General features: G+C 42.0%; 15 protein-coding genes. 9 read left to right on the top strand and 6 right to left on the bottom strand.

Annotated features, from left to right (window positions below):
* Positions 1-254: 254 nt before the first annotated feature.
* Complete coding sequence (locus ACESQI_RS09795) at positions 255-1,157, bottom strand: T9SS type A sorting domain-containing protein (RefSeq protein ID WP_195660592.1); 903 nt, start codon at positions 1,155-1,157, stop codon at positions 255-257.
* Between the two features lie 425 nt (positions 1,158-1,582).
* Here ACESQI_RS09795 and ACESQI_RS09790 point away from each other — a divergent pair, with 425 nt between their 5' ends.
* Genes ACESQI_RS09790 through ACESQI_RS09780 form a run of 3 tightly spaced genes read left to right on the top strand, consistent with a single transcriptional unit; the run spans position 1,583 to position 4,492 of the window.
* Positions 1,583-2,809: a glycine betaine/L-proline ABC transporter ATP-binding protein gene (locus ACESQI_RS09790; protein WP_002561048.1), complete on the top strand. Its 1,227-nt coding sequence runs from the start codon at positions 1,583-1,585 to the stop codon at positions 2,807-2,809.
* Positions 2,806-3,627 (top strand): ABC transporter permease, encoded by an 822-nt coding sequence (locus tag ACESQI_RS09785; protein ID WP_373125947.1) that lies wholly within the window; start codon positions 2,806-2,808, stop codon positions 3,625-3,627. The genes ACESQI_RS09790 and ACESQI_RS09785 overlap by 4 nt, the downstream gene beginning before the upstream one ends.
* 7 nt (positions 3,628-3,634) lie before the next feature.
* The gene (locus tag ACESQI_RS09780) at positions 3,635-4,492 is read left to right on the top strand and encodes a glycine betaine ABC transporter substrate-binding protein (RefSeq protein ID WP_002561050.1); all 858 of its coding nucleotides are present in this window, start codon (positions 3,635-3,637) and stop codon (positions 4,490-4,492) included.
* Between the two features lie 64 nt (positions 4,493-4,556).
* Here the strand turns inward: ACESQI_RS09780 and nifJ are convergent, their stop codons facing one another.
* Both nifJ and ACESQI_RS09770 read right to left on the bottom strand, forming a co-directional pair.
* Positions 4,557-8,111, bottom strand: a complete 3,555-nt coding sequence (gene nifJ / locus ACESQI_RS09775) for a pyruvate:ferredoxin (flavodoxin) oxidoreductase (protein WP_002561051.1) — start codon at positions 8,109-8,111, stop codon at positions 4,557-4,559.
* 34 nt (positions 8,112-8,145) lie between these two features.
* On the bottom strand, positions 8,146-9,324 hold the full coding sequence (locus ACESQI_RS09770) for an ATP-binding protein (protein WP_002561052.1): 1,179 nt from the start codon (positions 9,322-9,324) through the stop codon (positions 8,146-8,148).
* Between the two features lie 733 nt (positions 9,325-10,057).
* Between ACESQI_RS09770 and ACESQI_RS09765 the strand changes: the two genes are divergently transcribed.
* On the top strand, positions 10,058-11,254 hold the full coding sequence (locus ACESQI_RS09765) for a hypothetical protein (protein ID WP_195660595.1): 1,197 nt from the start codon (positions 10,058-10,060) through the stop codon (positions 11,252-11,254).
* Here the strand turns inward: ACESQI_RS09765 and ACESQI_RS09760 are convergent, their stop codons facing one another.
* A complete protein-coding gene (locus ACESQI_RS09760; RefSeq protein WP_373125944.1) occupies positions 11,255-12,709 on the bottom strand; it encodes a glycoside hydrolase family 10 protein in 1,455 nt (484 codons plus the stop codon).
* Positions 12,710-12,819: 110 nt separating this feature from the next.
* Between ACESQI_RS09760 and ACESQI_RS09755 the strand changes: the two genes are divergently transcribed.
* The 3 genes from ACESQI_RS09755 to ACESQI_RS09745 are packed head-to-tail and all read left to right on the top strand — an operon-like array spanning position 12,820 to position 14,980.
* Entirely contained in the window at positions 12,820-14,241 is a 1,422-nt protein-coding gene (locus tag ACESQI_RS09755) for a carbon starvation protein A (protein WP_007486208.1), read from the top strand.
* An 18-nt stretch (positions 14,242-14,259) separates the two neighbouring features.
* Positions 14,260-14,490: a hypothetical protein gene (locus ACESQI_RS09750; protein ID WP_002561056.1), complete on the top strand. Its 231-nt coding sequence runs from the start codon at positions 14,260-14,262 to the stop codon at positions 14,488-14,490.
* Positions 14,491-14,494: 4 nt separating this feature from the next.
* The gene (locus ACESQI_RS09745; protein WP_002561057.1) at positions 14,495-14,980 is read left to right on the top strand and encodes an outer membrane beta-barrel protein; all 486 of its coding nucleotides are present in this window, start codon (positions 14,495-14,497) and stop codon (positions 14,978-14,980) included.
* Between the two features lie 199 nt (positions 14,981-15,179).
* Here ACESQI_RS09745 and ACESQI_RS09740 read toward each other — a convergent pair whose 3' ends face one another.
* Complete coding sequence (locus tag ACESQI_RS09740) at positions 15,180-15,326, bottom strand: hypothetical protein (protein ID WP_155896573.1); 147 nt, start codon at positions 15,324-15,326, stop codon at positions 15,180-15,182.
* 236 nt (positions 15,327-15,562) lie between these two features.
* The gene (locus ACESQI_RS09735; protein ID WP_025867010.1) at positions 15,563-16,000 is read right to left on the bottom strand and encodes a DUF6078 family protein; all 438 of its coding nucleotides are present in this window, start codon (positions 15,998-16,000) and stop codon (positions 15,563-15,565) included.
* Between the two features lie 231 nt (positions 16,001-16,231).
* Between ACESQI_RS09735 and ACESQI_RS09730 the strand changes: the two genes are divergently transcribed.
* On the top strand, positions 16,232-16,546 hold the full coding sequence (locus tag ACESQI_RS09730) for a nucleotidyltransferase domain-containing protein (RefSeq protein ID WP_002561059.1): 315 nt from the start codon (positions 16,232-16,234) through the stop codon (positions 16,544-16,546).
* Entirely contained in the window at positions 16,543-16,827 is a 285-nt protein-coding gene (locus ACESQI_RS09725; protein WP_025867011.1) for a hypothetical protein, read from the top strand. Before ACESQI_RS09730 ends, ACESQI_RS09725 begins: the two co-directional genes overlap by 4 nt.
* The last annotated feature ends 18 nt before the right edge of the window (positions 16,828-16,845 follow it).

Below are 16,845 nucleotides of genomic sequence, written 5' to 3'. Positions count from 1 at the left end.
CTAAATAAAAGGGCGTGAGCATTGGATAAATGCTATTTTGATAGAGGGGATTCTCTACAACGAATAAGATTAAGATACTCTTGATGTTTTTCACAACTCTAATATTCTAAACTAAAGAAGTGAATGTAATATAGTGGAAAGAGGAAAATTGTAACTAAAAGAAGTCTCATTATTAAAATAGGTAGATTTTTCTTTTAGTTACAATTTTTTTCCTATGTATTTCTTCTTCTCAAAGTAGGATGATAGGTCTATATTTATTGTACTATCACTTTACCTGTATTGATAGCCTTACCTCCAGATATTATATTATAGATATACATCCCTTTCATACGGCGTGTCGGTACTTTAACTTCACTGTTTGTGATAGCTTGGCGATAAACCATGCGGCCGCTCTGATCACATAATTCAATGAAATTGCCGGAAGCTACATTTTCTTCTCCTACTTCGATAGTAAATGTTTCGTTTTGGCGTACCGGATTAGGATAACTTTTAAAGCTGGCGGTTTTGGTGAAACTTACACCCGATCCTCCTTTGCTTTTGTTGAGTTTCCAATAGGAGGTATTGTAAGCTGGTTCTCCGGGATCAACAGGCCCATTGAGTTCTTCGTCATTCACTATGTAATAGTTGTCGCCAATTTGGGTTAATTCAACCGATATCTCTAACATATCATATCCTGCATAGAACTCGACAGCTTCTACAGGGAGAGTGCCTAATATTTCTCCGTCTTCATTGATAACTTCTGCTTTTTGAAGTATGTATTCATATCGCTCACCTGTCGTCTGCTTTTTGAAAGTACAAAATACATATTCTATTTTGTCATCGTCATTGAATAGATACTGGCTCAATAAAGAACCACTATAGGCATCATATCCGGTTAAATTATCCATGTCTAAATCGACAATGCCATAAGCCATGTTATCTTCACGATTAAAAACCGCATTCTTTACAGTGAATTTTCTGGATTTCTGTAATTCATCATTATAGATGTCAACAATGTAATCTTTGTTACTTTCTGTGATGGTATACAGAAATGGTTTGCTGACAAAGAAATGTGCGATTTCACTTCTTTCTTTCATCACTACCGGTGTATCGGTTAAACTCTGTCCTTGCACATTCAGAGCAAGTACAGTAAACATTCCAAGTAATAGTTTTTTCATAATAATGTTTGTTTTTATAATTAAAATGTGACACGAAGTTAGGCATTTATATGTAAAGTATAAAACGCTATTTTGGAGAATGATGCCTGTTTGGATATATTCAGGGGCTATTGGTGCTTATTTGATGGTTATGTTACAAAAAAATATTATTCTTTTGTATAACTTTTCTTCTTTGATAAGTAAATGTGTCTGAACAAAAGCCAAAGAGGCATTGTTCTGTTTGTAGCGTGAGTTCAACACACATTACGTGATATTTCGTTTAAACTATCATTCATACAGAACTCTCACCAGTATATTTTGCTGCTCAAAATGTGTATTTATTAATCTCTATATCGGGAGGCGAAAGCCTGTTGTTTAATCGGAACTTTATGAGATATAAAGAAGGATTTCTATGGCTATTATTAATTATCTAAATATTATTATATATGAACAAAATAAACATCAAAGATTTATACCTTATTTTTGGAAATGACAAGCAGAAGGCACTTCGCTTATTGAAAGAGGGGAGAAGCAAAAGCGAAATATTGAAAGCAACCGGATGTACGGTTGCTGTGAAAGATGCAAACCTCTCGATTGACGAAGGAGAAATATTTGTTATTATGGGATTGTCAGGGAGTGGTAAATCTACTCTGCTGCGTTGTATCAACCGACTGATAAAACCAACTTCGGGCGAAGTGGTAATCAATGGAACGGATATTGCTAAGGTATCTGATAAAGAATTGTTGCAGATACGACGAAAGGAACTGGCTATGGTTTTCCAGAATTTTGGTTTGTTGCCCCATCGTACAGTACTGCATAATATTGCTTTCGGACTTGAACTGCAGGGGGTAAAAAAAGAAGAAAGAGAACGAAAAGCGATGGAGAGTATGCAACTGGTAGGACTAAAAGGATATGAAAATCAAATGGTTGGTGAATTATCCGGTGGTATGCAGCAACGTGTAGGACTGGCACGTGCATTGGCTAATAACCCGGAAGTACTACTGATGGATGAAGCTTTCTCTGCCCTTGATCCTTTGATTCGCGTACAGATGCAGGATGAACTATTGGCTTTACAAGCTAAAATGAAGAAGACAATTGTATTTATTACCCATGACCTGAGTGAAGCTATTAAACTTGGAGACCGTATTGCTATTATGAAAGATGGAGAAATAGTACAGATCGGCACTTCGGAAGAGATACTGACAGAACCTGCCAATGCTTATGTAGAACGTTTCGTGGAAAATGTAGACCGTAGTAAGATTATTACAGCGGCTTCGGTGATGATTGATAAACCATTGGTAGCGCGTTTGAAAAAAGAGGGTCCGGAGGTATTGATCAGAAAGATGCGCGAACGTAACCTGACGGTGCTTCCGGTAGTGGATACGGGTAACGTATTGGTAGGAGAGGTCCGATTGAACGATTTATTGAGGCTGAGAAAGGAACAGGTGAGGTCGATTGATTCTGTGGTACGTCATGAAGTACATTCTGTATTGGGAGATACGGTTCTTGAAGATATCCTGCCGTTAATGACAAAAACCAATTCACCTATTTGGGTGGTAAATGAGGACAGGGAGTTCGAGGGGGTGGTTCCACTGTCATCTCTTATCATTGAGGTGACCGGAAAAGATAAAAAAGAAATTAATGAAATCATTCAAAATGCAATAGACTTATGATAAATATCGGAAAATATATAGAGATGGCCATAAACTGGCTTACAGAACATTTTGCTTCTTTCTTTGATGCACTAAGCATGGGCATTGGAGGATTCATTGACAGTTTTCAGCATGTATTATTCGGGATACCGTTTTATATTACTATTGTGGCGCTTGCTGTACTTGCCTGGTTTAAGGCAGGTAAAGGAGTGGCTGTATTTACATTGTTGGGATTATTGTTGATTTACGGTATGGGATTCTGGGAAGAAACAATGCAGACACTTGCATTGGTACTTTCTTCCACCTGTCTTGCTCTGTTGTTGGGAGTACCGTTGGGTATTTGGACCGCCAATAGTGATCGATGTAATAAGATAATGCGGCCTGTTCTCGATTTTATGCAGACGATGCCGGCTTTTGTTTATCTGATTCCGGCAGTATTATTCTTTGGGTTAGGGACAGTGCCGGGCGCCTTTGCAACTATCATTTTTGCGATGCCTCCGGTGGTTCGTCTCACAGGATTGGGGATACGTCAGGTTCCTAAAAATGTAGTGGAAGCTACACGCTCGTTTGGGGCTACTCCCTGGCAATTACTTTATAAAGTGCAATTACCATTAGCGCTACCTACCATATTGACCGGAGTAAACCAGACTATTATGATGTCTCTTTCAATGGTTGTTATTGCTGCGATGATTTCTGCCGGTGGACTGGGAGAGATTGTCTTGAAAGGGATTACTCAGATGGAAATAGGCTTGGGATTTGAAGGAGGTATAGCCGTAGTTATACTTGCGATCGTTCTGGACCGTATTACTCAGGGGATAGCGCAAAACAAAAAGAAATAATAGAGATATGAATACTAAGATAAAAATTATAGTAGCAATCTTACTTGCTATATTCTTTTTCAGCTCATGCGGAGGAGGAGATTCTGATAAAAAGATAAGTATTGCTTACGCCAATTGGGCGGAAGGTATTGCAATGACGCATCTGGCAAAAGCCATTCTTCAGGAGCAGGGATATGATGTGAAATTACTAAATGCCGATCTTGCTCCTATATTTACTTCACTTGCCAGAAAGAAAGCAGATGTTTTTATGGATGTTTGGCTACCGGTAACAATGAGTGATTACATAGAGCAATATGGTGATAAACTGGAAATAATAGGTGATATATATGATGAAGCCCGTATCGGACTGGTTGTACCGGAGTATGTAACGATTAATTCTATTGATGAATTGAATTCTCAGAAGCAACGTTTTGGTTCGAAGATTGTTGGTATCGATGCAGGGGCAGGTATTATGCAGGCTACGGAAGACGTTATTGAAGACTATAATCTGGATTATAAGCTGATGACCTCAAGTGGTCCTGCTATGACTGCTTCATTGAAGAAAGCAATTGACAGAAATGAATGGATAGTGGTCACTGGTTGGACACCGCATTGGATGTTTGATCGTTTCAAATTAAAGATATTGCAAGATTCCAAGAATATTTATGGTAGTGCGGAGAAGATTCATATTATTACCTGGAAAGGTTTTCCGGAGAAAGATCCGTTTGCTACTCAACTTTTCAGGAATATTCGTCTGACAGATGAGCAGATCAGTTCTTTGATGCTGGCTATGGAAGAAACAGAGAAAACAGAAAAGGAGGCTGCCCGTAAATGGATAGATGAACACCGGGAATTGGTGGATAGTTGGATTCCAAAAGAACAGTAAACAGACAAAAAGGCGGGAGCCCTTTCGGATTCCCGCCTTTCTTTTATCTGATAAGTTGAATTACTTATTCGGCAACACCCCAAGCCTGGTTAGCCAGACGCTTGTAGTTGTTGTAACGCCATTTAGCATTGTCTTCAGCTGCCTGGAACAGTTCTTCTGCTTCTGCAGGATATTGCTTCATTACAGATGCATAACGAACTTCACCTTTCAAGAAGCCCTTGAACTCATCCCAGTTCGGTTCTTTGCTATCCAGTGAGAACGGATTCTTACCTTCAGCTTCCAAAGCCGGGTTGTAACGCCACAGGTGCCAGTAACCGCACTTAACTGCTTTTTCTTCTTCTTCCTGGCTCTTACCCATACCAGCTTTCAAACCGTGGTTGATACATGGAGCGTAAGCGATGATGAGTGAAGGTCCTGGATATGCTTCAGCTTCGCGGATAGCTTTCAGAGTCTGAGCTTGGTCAGCACCCATAGCGATCTGTGCAACATAAACATAACCGTAAGTAGTAGCCATCAGACCAAGGTCTTTTTTGCGAACACGTTTACCGGAAGCAGCAAACTTAGCGATAGCACCTACTGGAGTAGCCTTAGAAGACTGTCCACCTGTATTTGAGTAAACTTCAGTATCGAGTACCAGGATGTTAACGTCTTTACCGGAAGCGATAACGTGGTCAAGACCGCCGTAACCGATATCATAAGAAGCACCGTCACCACCGATGATCCACTGGCTACGTTTAACGAGGAAATGAGTCAGACCTTTCAGTTCTTTGCAAACCGGGCAACCAGCAGCAATACCTTGTTCGATGATTGCTTCGATTTGTGGAGCAAGTTCCTTAGTCTTGTCTGCATCGTACATGTTTTCGATCCATGCTTTCAATACTTCTTTTGCTTCAGCCGGAGCATTTTCACCTGCAAGAATTTGATTGAATAGTTTCACGATACGGTCACGCATCTTTTCGTTAGCAAGTTCCATACCCAGACCAAATTCACAGAAGTCCTCGAACAGAGAGTTAGCCCATGCCGGACCATGACCCTTTTCGTTTGTAGTATAAGGAGTTGAAGGTACTGAACCTGAGTAGATAGAAGAACATCCGGTAGCGTTAGCAACCATTTCACGGTCACCGAACAACTGAGTGATCAGTTTTACGTACGGAGTTTCACCACAACCTGAGCAAGCGCCGGAGAACTCAAACAGCGGAGTTGCGAACTGAGAGTTCTTAACGTTAGCTTTGATGTCAACCAGGTGTTGTTTGCTCTTCACGTTGTCAATACAATAAGTCCAGTTATCAGCCTGAGCCAATTGGCTTTCGAGGTGTTTCATGGTCAATGCCTTGCCACCCTTCTTCGGATTACCCGGACAGATGTCAGCACAGTTACCACAACCCAGACAGTCGAGAACGTCTACCTGAATACGGAAAGTTGTACCTTCGAATGCTTTACCTACAGTTTTCAGCATTTCGAAGTTTGCACCCTTCTGCTCTTCAGCATCAAGTACGAACGGACGGATAGAAGCGTGAGGACAAACGTAAGCACACTTGTTACACTGGATACAGTTTTCTGCGTTCCACTCCGGTACAAATGCAGCTACACCACGTTTTTCGTATTTAGAAGTTCCCTGATACCAGGTTCCGTCTTCAATACCCTTGAATGCAGATACCGGCAGCAAGTCACCGTCTTGTGCGTTGATAGGACGAACTACTTCATTGATGAATGCAGGATCGTTGTTAGTAGCTTTAGCATCATCTGCCAGGTTGGCCCATGAAGGATCAACTGTCAGTTGTTTGTATTCACCACCACGGTCAACGGCTGCATAGTTCTTGTTAACGATATCTTCACCCTTCTTACCATAAGACTTCACGATGAATTTCTTCATCTGTTCTACCGCCTGTTCTACAGGGATAACGTTTGTGATACGGAAGAATGCAGACTGAAGGATTGTATTGGTACGGTTGCCCAAGCCAATTTCCTGTGCAATCTGAGTAGCGTTGATATAATATACAGAGATGTTATTCTGTGCAAAGTATTTCTTCACTCTGTTAGGCAGGTTCTTAGCCAGTTCTTCACCTTCCCAGATTGTATTCAGCAAGAAAGAACCGTTTTTGCGCAAACCGCGTGTCACATCATACATATGCAGGTAAGCCTGAACGTGGCAAGCCACAAAGTTCGGAGTGTTTACCAGGTAAGTAGAACGGATTGGAGTATCACCGAAACGCAGGTGAGAGCAAGTGAAACCTCCTGACTTCTTAGAGTCGTAAGAGAAGTAGGCCTGGCAGTGTTTATCAGTGTTGTCACCGATAATCTTAACAGAGTTTTTATTAGCACCTACTGTACCGTCAGCACCCAGTCCGTAGAATTTAGCTTCGAACATGCCTTCGCCACCCAAAGCAATTTCTTCTTTCTGAGGAAGTGAAGTAAATGTTACGTCGTCTACGATACCGATAGTAAAGTGGTTCTTCGGCATTGGCATAGCCAGATTTTCGAATACAGAGATGATCTGGGCAGGAGTAGTGTCCTTAGAACCCAAACCGTAGCGGCCGCCTACGATAACCGGAGCATTTTCTGTTCCGTAGAAGCAGTCTTTTACATCCAGATACAGAGGCTCGCCGTTAGCACCCGGTTCTTTTGTACGGTCAAGAACTGCGATAGACTTCGCAGTCTTAGGTACAGCAGCCAGGAAGTGTTTTGCAGAGAACGGACGGTACAGGTGAACTGCAACCATACCTACTTTCTCGCCGTTAGCTACCAGATAGTCGATAGCTTCGCGGGCAGCTTCTGTTACAGAACCCATTGCGATGATTACGCGTTCTGCATCTTCTGCTCCGTAGTAATCGAACAAACCGTATTTGCGACCTGTGATCTTAGAAATTTCGTTCATGTACTCTTCTACGATAGCAGGAACTGCTTCATAGTAGTTGTTGCATGATTCACGATGTTGGAAGAAGTGATCCGGGTTTTCAGCCATACCACGAGCAACCGGAGTCATCGGGTTCAGTGCGCGGGCACGGAATTCAGCCAAAGCTTCTTGGTCAACCAGCGGAGCGAGATCCTCATTTTCCAACATTTCGATCTTCTGGATTTCGTGTGAAGTACGGAAACCATCGAAGAAGTTCATAAAAGGAACGCGAGCCTTGATAGTAGCCAGGTGAGCTACACCAGCCAAGTCCATAACTTCCTGTACAGAACCTTCGGCCAACATAGCAAAGCCAGTCTGACGGGCAGACATAACGTCCTGGTGGTCACCGAAGATACACAAAGCGTGAGAAGCCAGTGTACGAGCCGATACGTGGAATACGCAAGGCAGGAATTCTCCGGCAATCTTGTACATGTTAGGGATCATCAACAAAAGACCTTGAGAAGCAGTGTATGTAGTAGTCAACGCACCTGCCTGAAGAGAACCGTGAACTGCACCGGCAGCACCGCCTTCAGATTGCATTTCCTGTACCAATACTGTTTCGCCGAAGATGTTCTTACGTCCTGCGGCAGCCCATTCGTCTACATATTCAGCCATTGTAGAAGAGGGAGTGATGGGGTAGATGGCAGCTACTTCAGAAAACATATACGAGATATGTGCAGCAGCCTGGTTACCATCACAAGTGATGAATTTCTTCTGTTTAGTCATAACTAAAAATTAATATTTAAGTAAATAAATCATTTCAATATAAGAATCCGAACATCCAGAGAGGTATCTGGTTATTTCTGCCTATTTCTGCTTTTTGCAAAGCATACGTCACACCGGGATTATTCTTTATCTTCACCCCTTCGCAACATATCCTGAACGGCATCACTTCATCCACCAGGAACGAGGCATTCTTGTCTCCCTTATATACCTTATGGTCTTTCCATAATGAATTTACAAAGAAAGTGTCGAGCACGTCTTGTTCTTCTACTTTCACCGGATAAATGGAATACATCAGATTGGAATTATGCATCATAATCTTTGACGGTTTCTTGGGGAATTCTTCTCCCTTTGGATATACCAGATTAATAAGACGGGCATCTGCCAGATACTTGATGTAGTTCATTACCGTAGCACGTGATGTCTGTATATCGGTAGCCAATTGGCTCACGTTGGGGGCCTTGGGACCGTCTACAGCCAACAAATATAGTAATTTTTTTATCTTTGAGAGATATTTCAGTTCAATTTGTTTGATAAGAAGAATATCTACCTCCACCATCATATTCATGGTTTTGAGTAGGTTTTCCGAGAAATTACGCTTTTCAAGGAAGAACGGATAGAAACCATGGTGCAGATAATCCTGAAAAAAGTCCAGCGGACGAACTTTTGAAAGTATTCCTTTAGCTATCTGTTCGTGGTTACTGAGCAGTTCTTCAAGCGAGTAGGCACGGAACTTCATTCCGGTCTGAAGATTCAGGTATTCGCGGAAGGAGAATCCTCGCAGGTTATAACTTTTCACAATGTCGCGAAGTTCGAGGTTCTCTTCTTTCAGTCGCATCACCGATGAACCTGTGAAAACAATCTTCACATTGGGGAAACGATCGTAACACATTCGCAGTTCTTTACTCCAGTCCGGATGTTTAAACACCTGGTCTATCAGTAATACCTTTCCGCCCCGGCGTTGAAACTCATTGACGAAATCGACAAGGCTATGGCCGGAGAAATAGAAGTTGTTCATGTTGATAAAAAGACATGAACGGTCTGTTCCGAATTTCTCTTTAGCGTATTGGAGGAGGAAAGTGGTTTTTCCTACGCCACGGGTCCCTTTGATACCAATCAAGCGGTCGCTCCAGTCTATTTCGTCCATCAAGTCACGACGGACAGGAGCATTGGTGTGCTCAACAAGGTAAGCATGTGTGCGGTAGAATGATTCCATTTCTTTTCTTAGGTTTTACGGGTGGCAAATATAGTTCTTTTTCTGGTAATTGCAAAGTAGAGATAGCAAAATTGTACTTTTATTTAAGTAAGTTTGTACTTCATCTACAAGGAGGTGCGCTTCCCATGCGGGGAGAAGTTCACCAGGTGATGGTGATCGGAACTGGATTTTGCCGTTTTGTCAAAGTGATATTCCTGTTGTTAAGGGAGGGGCTTTTGGTGATCACCGGGACGATTGAAACGAAAAAACTCAGTTATTTCAATTAGAGATTTGTACTTTTGCTACTCCCTTTGTGTGTTGGGTTGCAAATATAGTAAAAGTTTGCTTATTTTGGGCTGTTTGTGAGAATAAATATTGTTTCTTCTTTCTTTTTGTCTGCCGGGTAGATCGATGGAAATTTTGCTAATAAATGGATGCAGGTGAAAAAAAGGGCGGTTAGGAGGCAAAAAGGTTTTTATAGGAAGATAATAAAGTTTTCTTCGGATGAAAAGAGGCTTTTCTCAGTATGATATTGCGATTCTCTTCGGTTGATATTGCGATTCAGCTTGACCAAAAGTGCATTGGAATTTGGAGGAAGTACTGGTTTTACTACTGGAAAGTGCTATTTCTTGTGTATATTTGCGAAATGTGAACTGCCTTATTCGCTGGTTTGTTCTTTAGACAGGGAATGCTTGTTAGTCAGGAGTAGGAAAAGATGGATATGTGTAATTAATATGTGAATAATGAAAGCAAAATGATAAAACGTTCTCTTTATATTTTTAATCCGGACCATGATTTGGCATTGGCAAGTGGGAATGTGAATTATATGCCTCCTGCCTCTGCCCGGCAGATGGCGGCAGATCTGGCATTATTGCCGGTATGGTATGCTTCTCCCGAAAGTGCGGTACTGGCGCCTTCGGCTTATAATCTTGACTTTCTTCGCGAGATGCAGCAGCATTTGTCGTTACCTGTAGAATTGATGACGGAGCCGGAAGTAGCTTTGGAAGAGAACTTGAAACCGATGCCTTGGGGGTGGAACCCGGCTTTGAGAAAAAGGTTGCAGCTTTTGGGAGTACCGGAGTCGGAATTACTATCATTATCTCAGTTGGAAAAATTGCGTGTCCTTTCACACAGAAGTCGTGCGGTGGAGTTATTATCTCATTTACAGTTGGATGAGCTTTTCTGCGGAGAATCTTTTTACTTGACTGCTCTGGAGGAGTGGCAGCAGTTTGTAGAACGACATTCGTCTTGTTTGCTGAAAGCTCCGCTTTCAGGTAGTGGAAAGGGGTTGAACTGGTGTAAAGGTGTATTTACTCCTTTTATCGCCGGCTGGTGTAAACGTGTGGCAGCTTTACAGGGTGGAGTAGTGGCAGAACCTATATACAATAAGGTGGCAGACTTTGCTATGGAATTCTGTTCGGACGGGAGAGGAAAGGTGGTCTTTGCCGGTTATTCTGTATTCTCCACTAATGGAAGTGGAGCATACGAAGGCAATTTACTGCTATCGGATGAAGAGATTGAACACAGGCTTTCTGTTTATGTCTGTAAGGAAGCTTTCCGCAAGTTAAGGTATCGGTTGGAAGAAGAGTTATCAGCTTGTTTCGGTCTTGGTTATTCGGGGTATCTTGGGGTAGATATGATGATCTGCCGGTTTCCTTCAACGGAGGTAGAATATAGAATTCATCCTTGTGTAGAGGTCAATTTGCGAATGAATATGGGGGTGGTAGCTCACCTCATTCATAAAAAGTATATTGCTTCCGGGACCACCGGACGCTTTTCCATTACTTATCATCCGGTCTCCGGTGAAGCTTTGCAGATACACGAAGAGATGAAGGCTGCTTTCCCTTTACAGATAAAAGACGGAAAAGTGGTTGATGGTTACATAGGACTGACTCCGGTTACTAATAAAAGTGTGTACCGGGCCTGGATAATGTGTGAGATGACGCCTTGATTATCTTCCTTGTACGGCTTTCCCTTCATTTCCATATCTGTCTATAGCTGTTACTGCAAAGCATTTTTTTCTGTCCCATGGCAGGAGGGAAGTATATACATATTCTGTACCCCTCACACTTTGGGCGATGATATTTTCTGGTTTTGTAGTATCTACAGGATATGTTTCCGAAGCATAAATGACATAGCGGGGGGCATTCACAGGGTCATTGTCTTTGGCAGCTTTCCAGGTCAACAGGGTGTATCCGTCTGCTGTTTCTGTAATGCGCAGTTCCTCCGGGGCAGTGGGGGGGACATTGTCCAGCCAGGGCATGGCCGGTTGCAGTGCCGGATAGGCATAAAAGTTTTCTGCCAGTTCGTCGTAGACTCCTTGCGTGTTGTCCATTAAGAATTTGGCACGATAATGTCCTTCTCCTGCCAGCTTATGTGCACGAATGAAGTTTATTTGCCGGTCTACGTCCTCCCGTACCCAGTTTCCTTCGCTCGGGTGCAGAAAGTAAATACCTAATCCCGGTATGATCTGCCGTCCGTTAGATTGTTCCTGCCAGTCGAGAGCAAAGGGATAGAAATTATTTTGGCGGAAATACATCATTGGGTAAATCTGGTCTTGTATACCTTCGCCCAACCAGCCTTGTGGGTCCTGATAGACAGCATGGAAGGCATTCCAGCCCCTGGAAGAGTAGCGTGATGTGTCTTTGTACTTTCCTACCGGACAGGTACTTACCTTAACCCACGGTTTAATCTCTTTTACACCTTTATATATATAGCGCACAATATCTGTGATATTATCACGGCGCCATTGGTCCAGCGTTCTGCCTTTTCCATAGCGGCGAAAATCGTAGTTGTCCGGAAAGCGTGGGGCATTCTCCGGATAGCGCAAATAATCAAAGTGTACACCGTCTATATCATAGCGGGTTACGACTTCGCGTACCAGTTTCATTAGGTATTCTTTGGTAGACGGGTGCCCCGGATTGAGAAAATATTCATTCTTATAGGGGATGCAGAGCTCCTTTCTTTGTTTAGTAACGGATTTATTTCCCAGGCTGGCCACGTGCTTTTTGTTCCCCAAAGGAATAGCCACCATCCAAGCATGACATTCCATACCACGTTTGTGGCATTCGCGTACGGCAAAAGCAAGTGGGTCGTATCCCGGATCGCCATCCACTTTTCCGGTCAGAATAGAGTTATAAGGCTCGATGGAAGAGTGGTAAAGTACATCTCCTCGCGTGCGTGTCTGGAAGAGAATGGTGTTGAAATTGGCAGCTTTCAGTTTATCGAGTATATCAGTCAGTTCTTCTTGCTGGCGTCGGATAGCAGTAGGGGTGGTTGCTTTGGTGCGTGGCCAGTCCAGTCCATATACAGCCGTCACCCAGGCTGCACGAACTTCATATTTGGGCTGTGCCTTTGCAGGGGCAAGCAATAACAGAAAGAGTAAAATAGAGAGATAACAGCGCATTGCAGTTTGAATATTGTTATAAATGGCAGCAAAGTTAGCAAAAGCGTCGGTATTCTTGTACGTTTCGTGGGATTATGTTACATTTGCCACAGTTAAACGAATAACACGCCATGATTACATTTACACTGTGCTTATTGGCACTTATTATCGGGTACTTCACTTATGGACGCTTTATGGAACGCGTTTTCGGACCCGATGACCGGAAAACTCCCGCTCTAACCAAAGCAGATGGAGTGGATTATATTCCATTACCCACCTGGAAGATTTTTATGATTCAGTTTCTCAATATCGCCGGGTTAGGGCCCATCTTCGGTGCGATAATGGGAGCAAAGTTTGGTATTTCTTCTTATTTATGGATTGTGTTCGGTAGTATTTTTGCCGGTGCTGTACATGACTATTTTGCCGGAATGCTTTCGTTAAGGAATGGGGGAGAGAGTCTGCCCGAAATCGTTGGCCGTTACCTGGGATTGACGACAAAACAGGTGATGCGTGGTTTTACCGTAATTCTGATGATTTTGGTAGGTTCTGTGTTTGTCGCTGGTCCTGCCGGATTACTTGCCAAACTTACGCCGGAATCACTGGACGCTACTTTCTGGATTATAGTGGTTTTTGCTTACTACATCCTTGCTACTCTGTTGCCGGTCGATAAGATTATTGGCAAGATCTATCCTATCTTTGCTGTTGCACTGTTGTTTATGGCAGTAGGTATTGTGGTGATGCTTTATGTACATCATCCTGCTTTGCCGGAATTGTGGGATGGATTGCAGAATACCAATCCCGATGCTGCCGTACTACCGATCTTTCCTATCATGTTTGTCAGTATTGCTTGCGGGGCTATATCTGGTTTTCATGCTACGCAAAGCCCTTTGATGGCACGTTGTATGACTTCCGAACGTCATGGTCGCCCTGTCTTTTACGGTGCTATGATTACTGAAGGTATTGTGGCTTTGATTTGGGCGGCAGCTGCTACTTACTTTTTCCACGAAAACGGAATGGAAGAGAACAATGCTTCGGTGATTGTAGATTCAATAACGAAAGGCTGGTTAGGTGTTGTGGGTGGTGTATTGGCTATTTTGGGTGTGATTGCTGCACCTATAACTTCGGGGGATACTGCTTTCCGTTCAGCTCGCCTTATCGTAGCTGATTTTCTGGGAATGGAACAAAAAAGTATGAGCCGTCGTTTATACATCTGCATTCCAATGTTTGTGGTGGCTATCGGGCTGTTGCTTTACAGCCTGCGTGATGCGGACGGTTTCAATATGATATGGCGGTATTTTGCTTGGGCCAATCAGACGCTTGCCGTGTTTACCCTGTGGACTATTACGGTCTATCTGGTTCGTTCGAAGAAGCCGTACTGGATAACACTGATACCTGCTTTGTTTATGACAGCCGTTTGTTCTACTTATATCTGTATCGCTCCGGAAGGACTTGCGTTTGCGCATCCGCTATCCTACAGTATTGGGGGAGTATGCACATTAGTGGCTACCATCTGGTTTTTTGTATGGAAAAGGCGTTCGGCTCAAAAAGATTGAATGATTAATTTAGACCTAATGAAGAAAATAAAGAAATCAACCGGGGTTACTCTTGCCCTGCTTATTTATGTTTCTGTGACGGCTGCCTATTTGTTGCCGCGCAATACGGAAGTAAGCGATACAGAGAAGTATGTTACTCTTGCCGTTTCATATGTCATCGTCTTTGCCCTCTGGCTGGTGTTGAGAAAAAAAGAGAAGATGCAGCAACGGCGCCGTGAAGAAGAACATTATAATAACTTAAAGAAATGAATGTATGAAGAAACTTGCATTGGTTATTTGCCTGTTGGTAGCCTCATTAGGTGCTCGGGCGCAGTTTGAACAAGGAAAGTGGATTATTAACCCGTCACTGACCGGATTAAATTTCTCATATAGTAACAGTGAGAAGGCACAGTTTGGTATTGGTGCCAAAGCCGGTACTTTCCTTGCAGAAGGTATTGCTTTAATGGTAGAAGCCAGTGCCGATTGGAGTAAACCGATAGATGTTTATACGATAGGAACAGGTGGTCGTTTTTACTTTAATAAAACAGGTGTTTATTTAGGAGCAGGTATTGATCTGAATCGTTATCGTATGAAAGGCGGGCATAGCGGGACGGAATGGGGACTGGGAATTGAAGCAGGATATGCATACTTCCTTTCAAAAACAGTAACCATTGAACCGGCTGTATACTACAAATGGCGCTTTAATGACAGCGATTTATCCAAGTTCGGTATTAAGATAGGTTTCGGATTCTACTTCTGAGTAAATGGAGAAGGGATATAAAAAGGCAACTAACTCGTAATGAATTAGCTGCCTTATTTGTTTTATTTTCAGAATGTCTCTGTCTTATTTTTTTTATCTGATTTGTTTCCATAATAATTATGATTTCTATTCATTAGCACTCTAAATAGTGCAATTTTTATTCTGTTTTGCACTGTAGATAGTGCAAATTTAACTTCGTTTATTTATTAACCATCACCTCATAATTATTATCAATGAACTTCATTAACAACTTTTTCAGATCTTGGAGATAGTTGTCAATCTCAGCTTCTGATTTCAGTGGTTGGGTCGTTTGAATATTCAGTTTTACATTTCTTGTCTGTTTCACCGAGGACCTTTCCTATCCCATTGTTTTCTATCGCCCCGTTTCAATCCTTTGAGAAGATAGTTTTATTACTATGAGAAAAGTGTTTCATCCTATTGAGAGTCTTTTCTCAACAAGATGAAACACTTGCATCATATAGGTTGAAACAGTTGTTTTATACAGGTTGAGAAAGTTTTCTCAATGTATTGAAACGCTCTGAAACTCTTGTTCCCAATTGGTATGTGTCTTACTATGTTCGTCTACCACTCATAGCGTTCCAGGTATTCATCATATACGGGTTCATCTTCTATTCCCCTTTTACGGAATAATTGCCGGATGTATTTCTGTTCGGAAGGACTTATGAGGCGTTCTTTTCTCAGGAAGCGGTAATAAGAGTTTCGTCCGAAGTATTCGAGCATCTGCTGCTTGATGACGATTGCGTCACTATAAGGAATGCTATCCAGTAGGTGTGTAATACCTGATGTATACTGCATGAGTTTGTCTGCTTTGAAAAACTTACAATTGTCTTTACCTGCCGAAGTGGCATATACTGGATTTACAATGCTAATAATATTGCATTCTGTAGATAGGTGAAGCGCCACTTGGTAGCGTAGGCACTCTACGGCGTGCGGACATTGTTGGTTGAGGCAATGGACGAAGTCATAGGGTACGGCACTGTGATCGAAGTTCTCTTTCATCTCTGTTTTCGGTTCGTGAATTTATAGTTTTATTTTTCTTACAAAGAAAGATAAAAACACAGAAATAGACGAATAAAAATGGAAGAATAAAACTGTTGGATTTTAATATTAGGTAGTTGATAGAATATTGGGAAAGGCAATGGCGCGAAATATTTATAAAAGCATTCTTTGATATATTGGGAATTAAAAGAAATAAAGTATATTTGCAAGTAATCAATAGATGAGGACGTTATGAGACGAGCAGAAGTTATTGAACAAATAAAAGATATTATTCGACGTGTTGCACCTACTGCAAAAACCATATTGTACGGTTCGCAAGCAAGAAATGAAGCACGTGTTGACAGCGACATCGACCTGCTCATACTGCTCGACGGTGAAAAAATGACGTTGGAAGAGGAAGAAGCAATCACATTGCCCCTCTACGAACTTGAGCTGAAGACTGGAGTTTCTATCAGTCCGATAGTTATGCTGAAGAAACTTTGGGAGAACCGCCCGTTTAAAACTCCCTTTTATATTAATGTTACTAATGAAGGAATTGTATTATGAAAGATATTTTAGATGAAGAAAGTCGGAAGGCATTGATTAATTACAGGATACAGCGTGCTTATGAGACAATGAAAGAAGCCAAACTCATGATTCGGGAGACATTTTACAATGCTGCCGTAAATCGAATGTATTTAAAAGGAATACATGTCGTATTATCAATGAAGAAATGGAGGATTAATGTAAATGAGGGTGTCCGCAAAGGGTACCCTCATTTGTATATAATAGTAAACTTCTTACCGGTTCTTATTTATTTTTTTGCAAATAACTTTCCCAATAAATAAAATACTTCTGTTACGCTC

Source organism: Bacteroides sp. HPS0048 (assembly GCF_964240755.1).
In the GTDB taxonomy this organism is placed as follows: Bacteria; Bacteroidota; Bacteroidia; order Bacteroidales; family Bacteroidaceae; genus Bacteroides; species Bacteroides nordii.
Note: the sequence above shows the minus strand (reverse complement) of the source record. Positions and strands in the feature narration are given on the sequence as shown.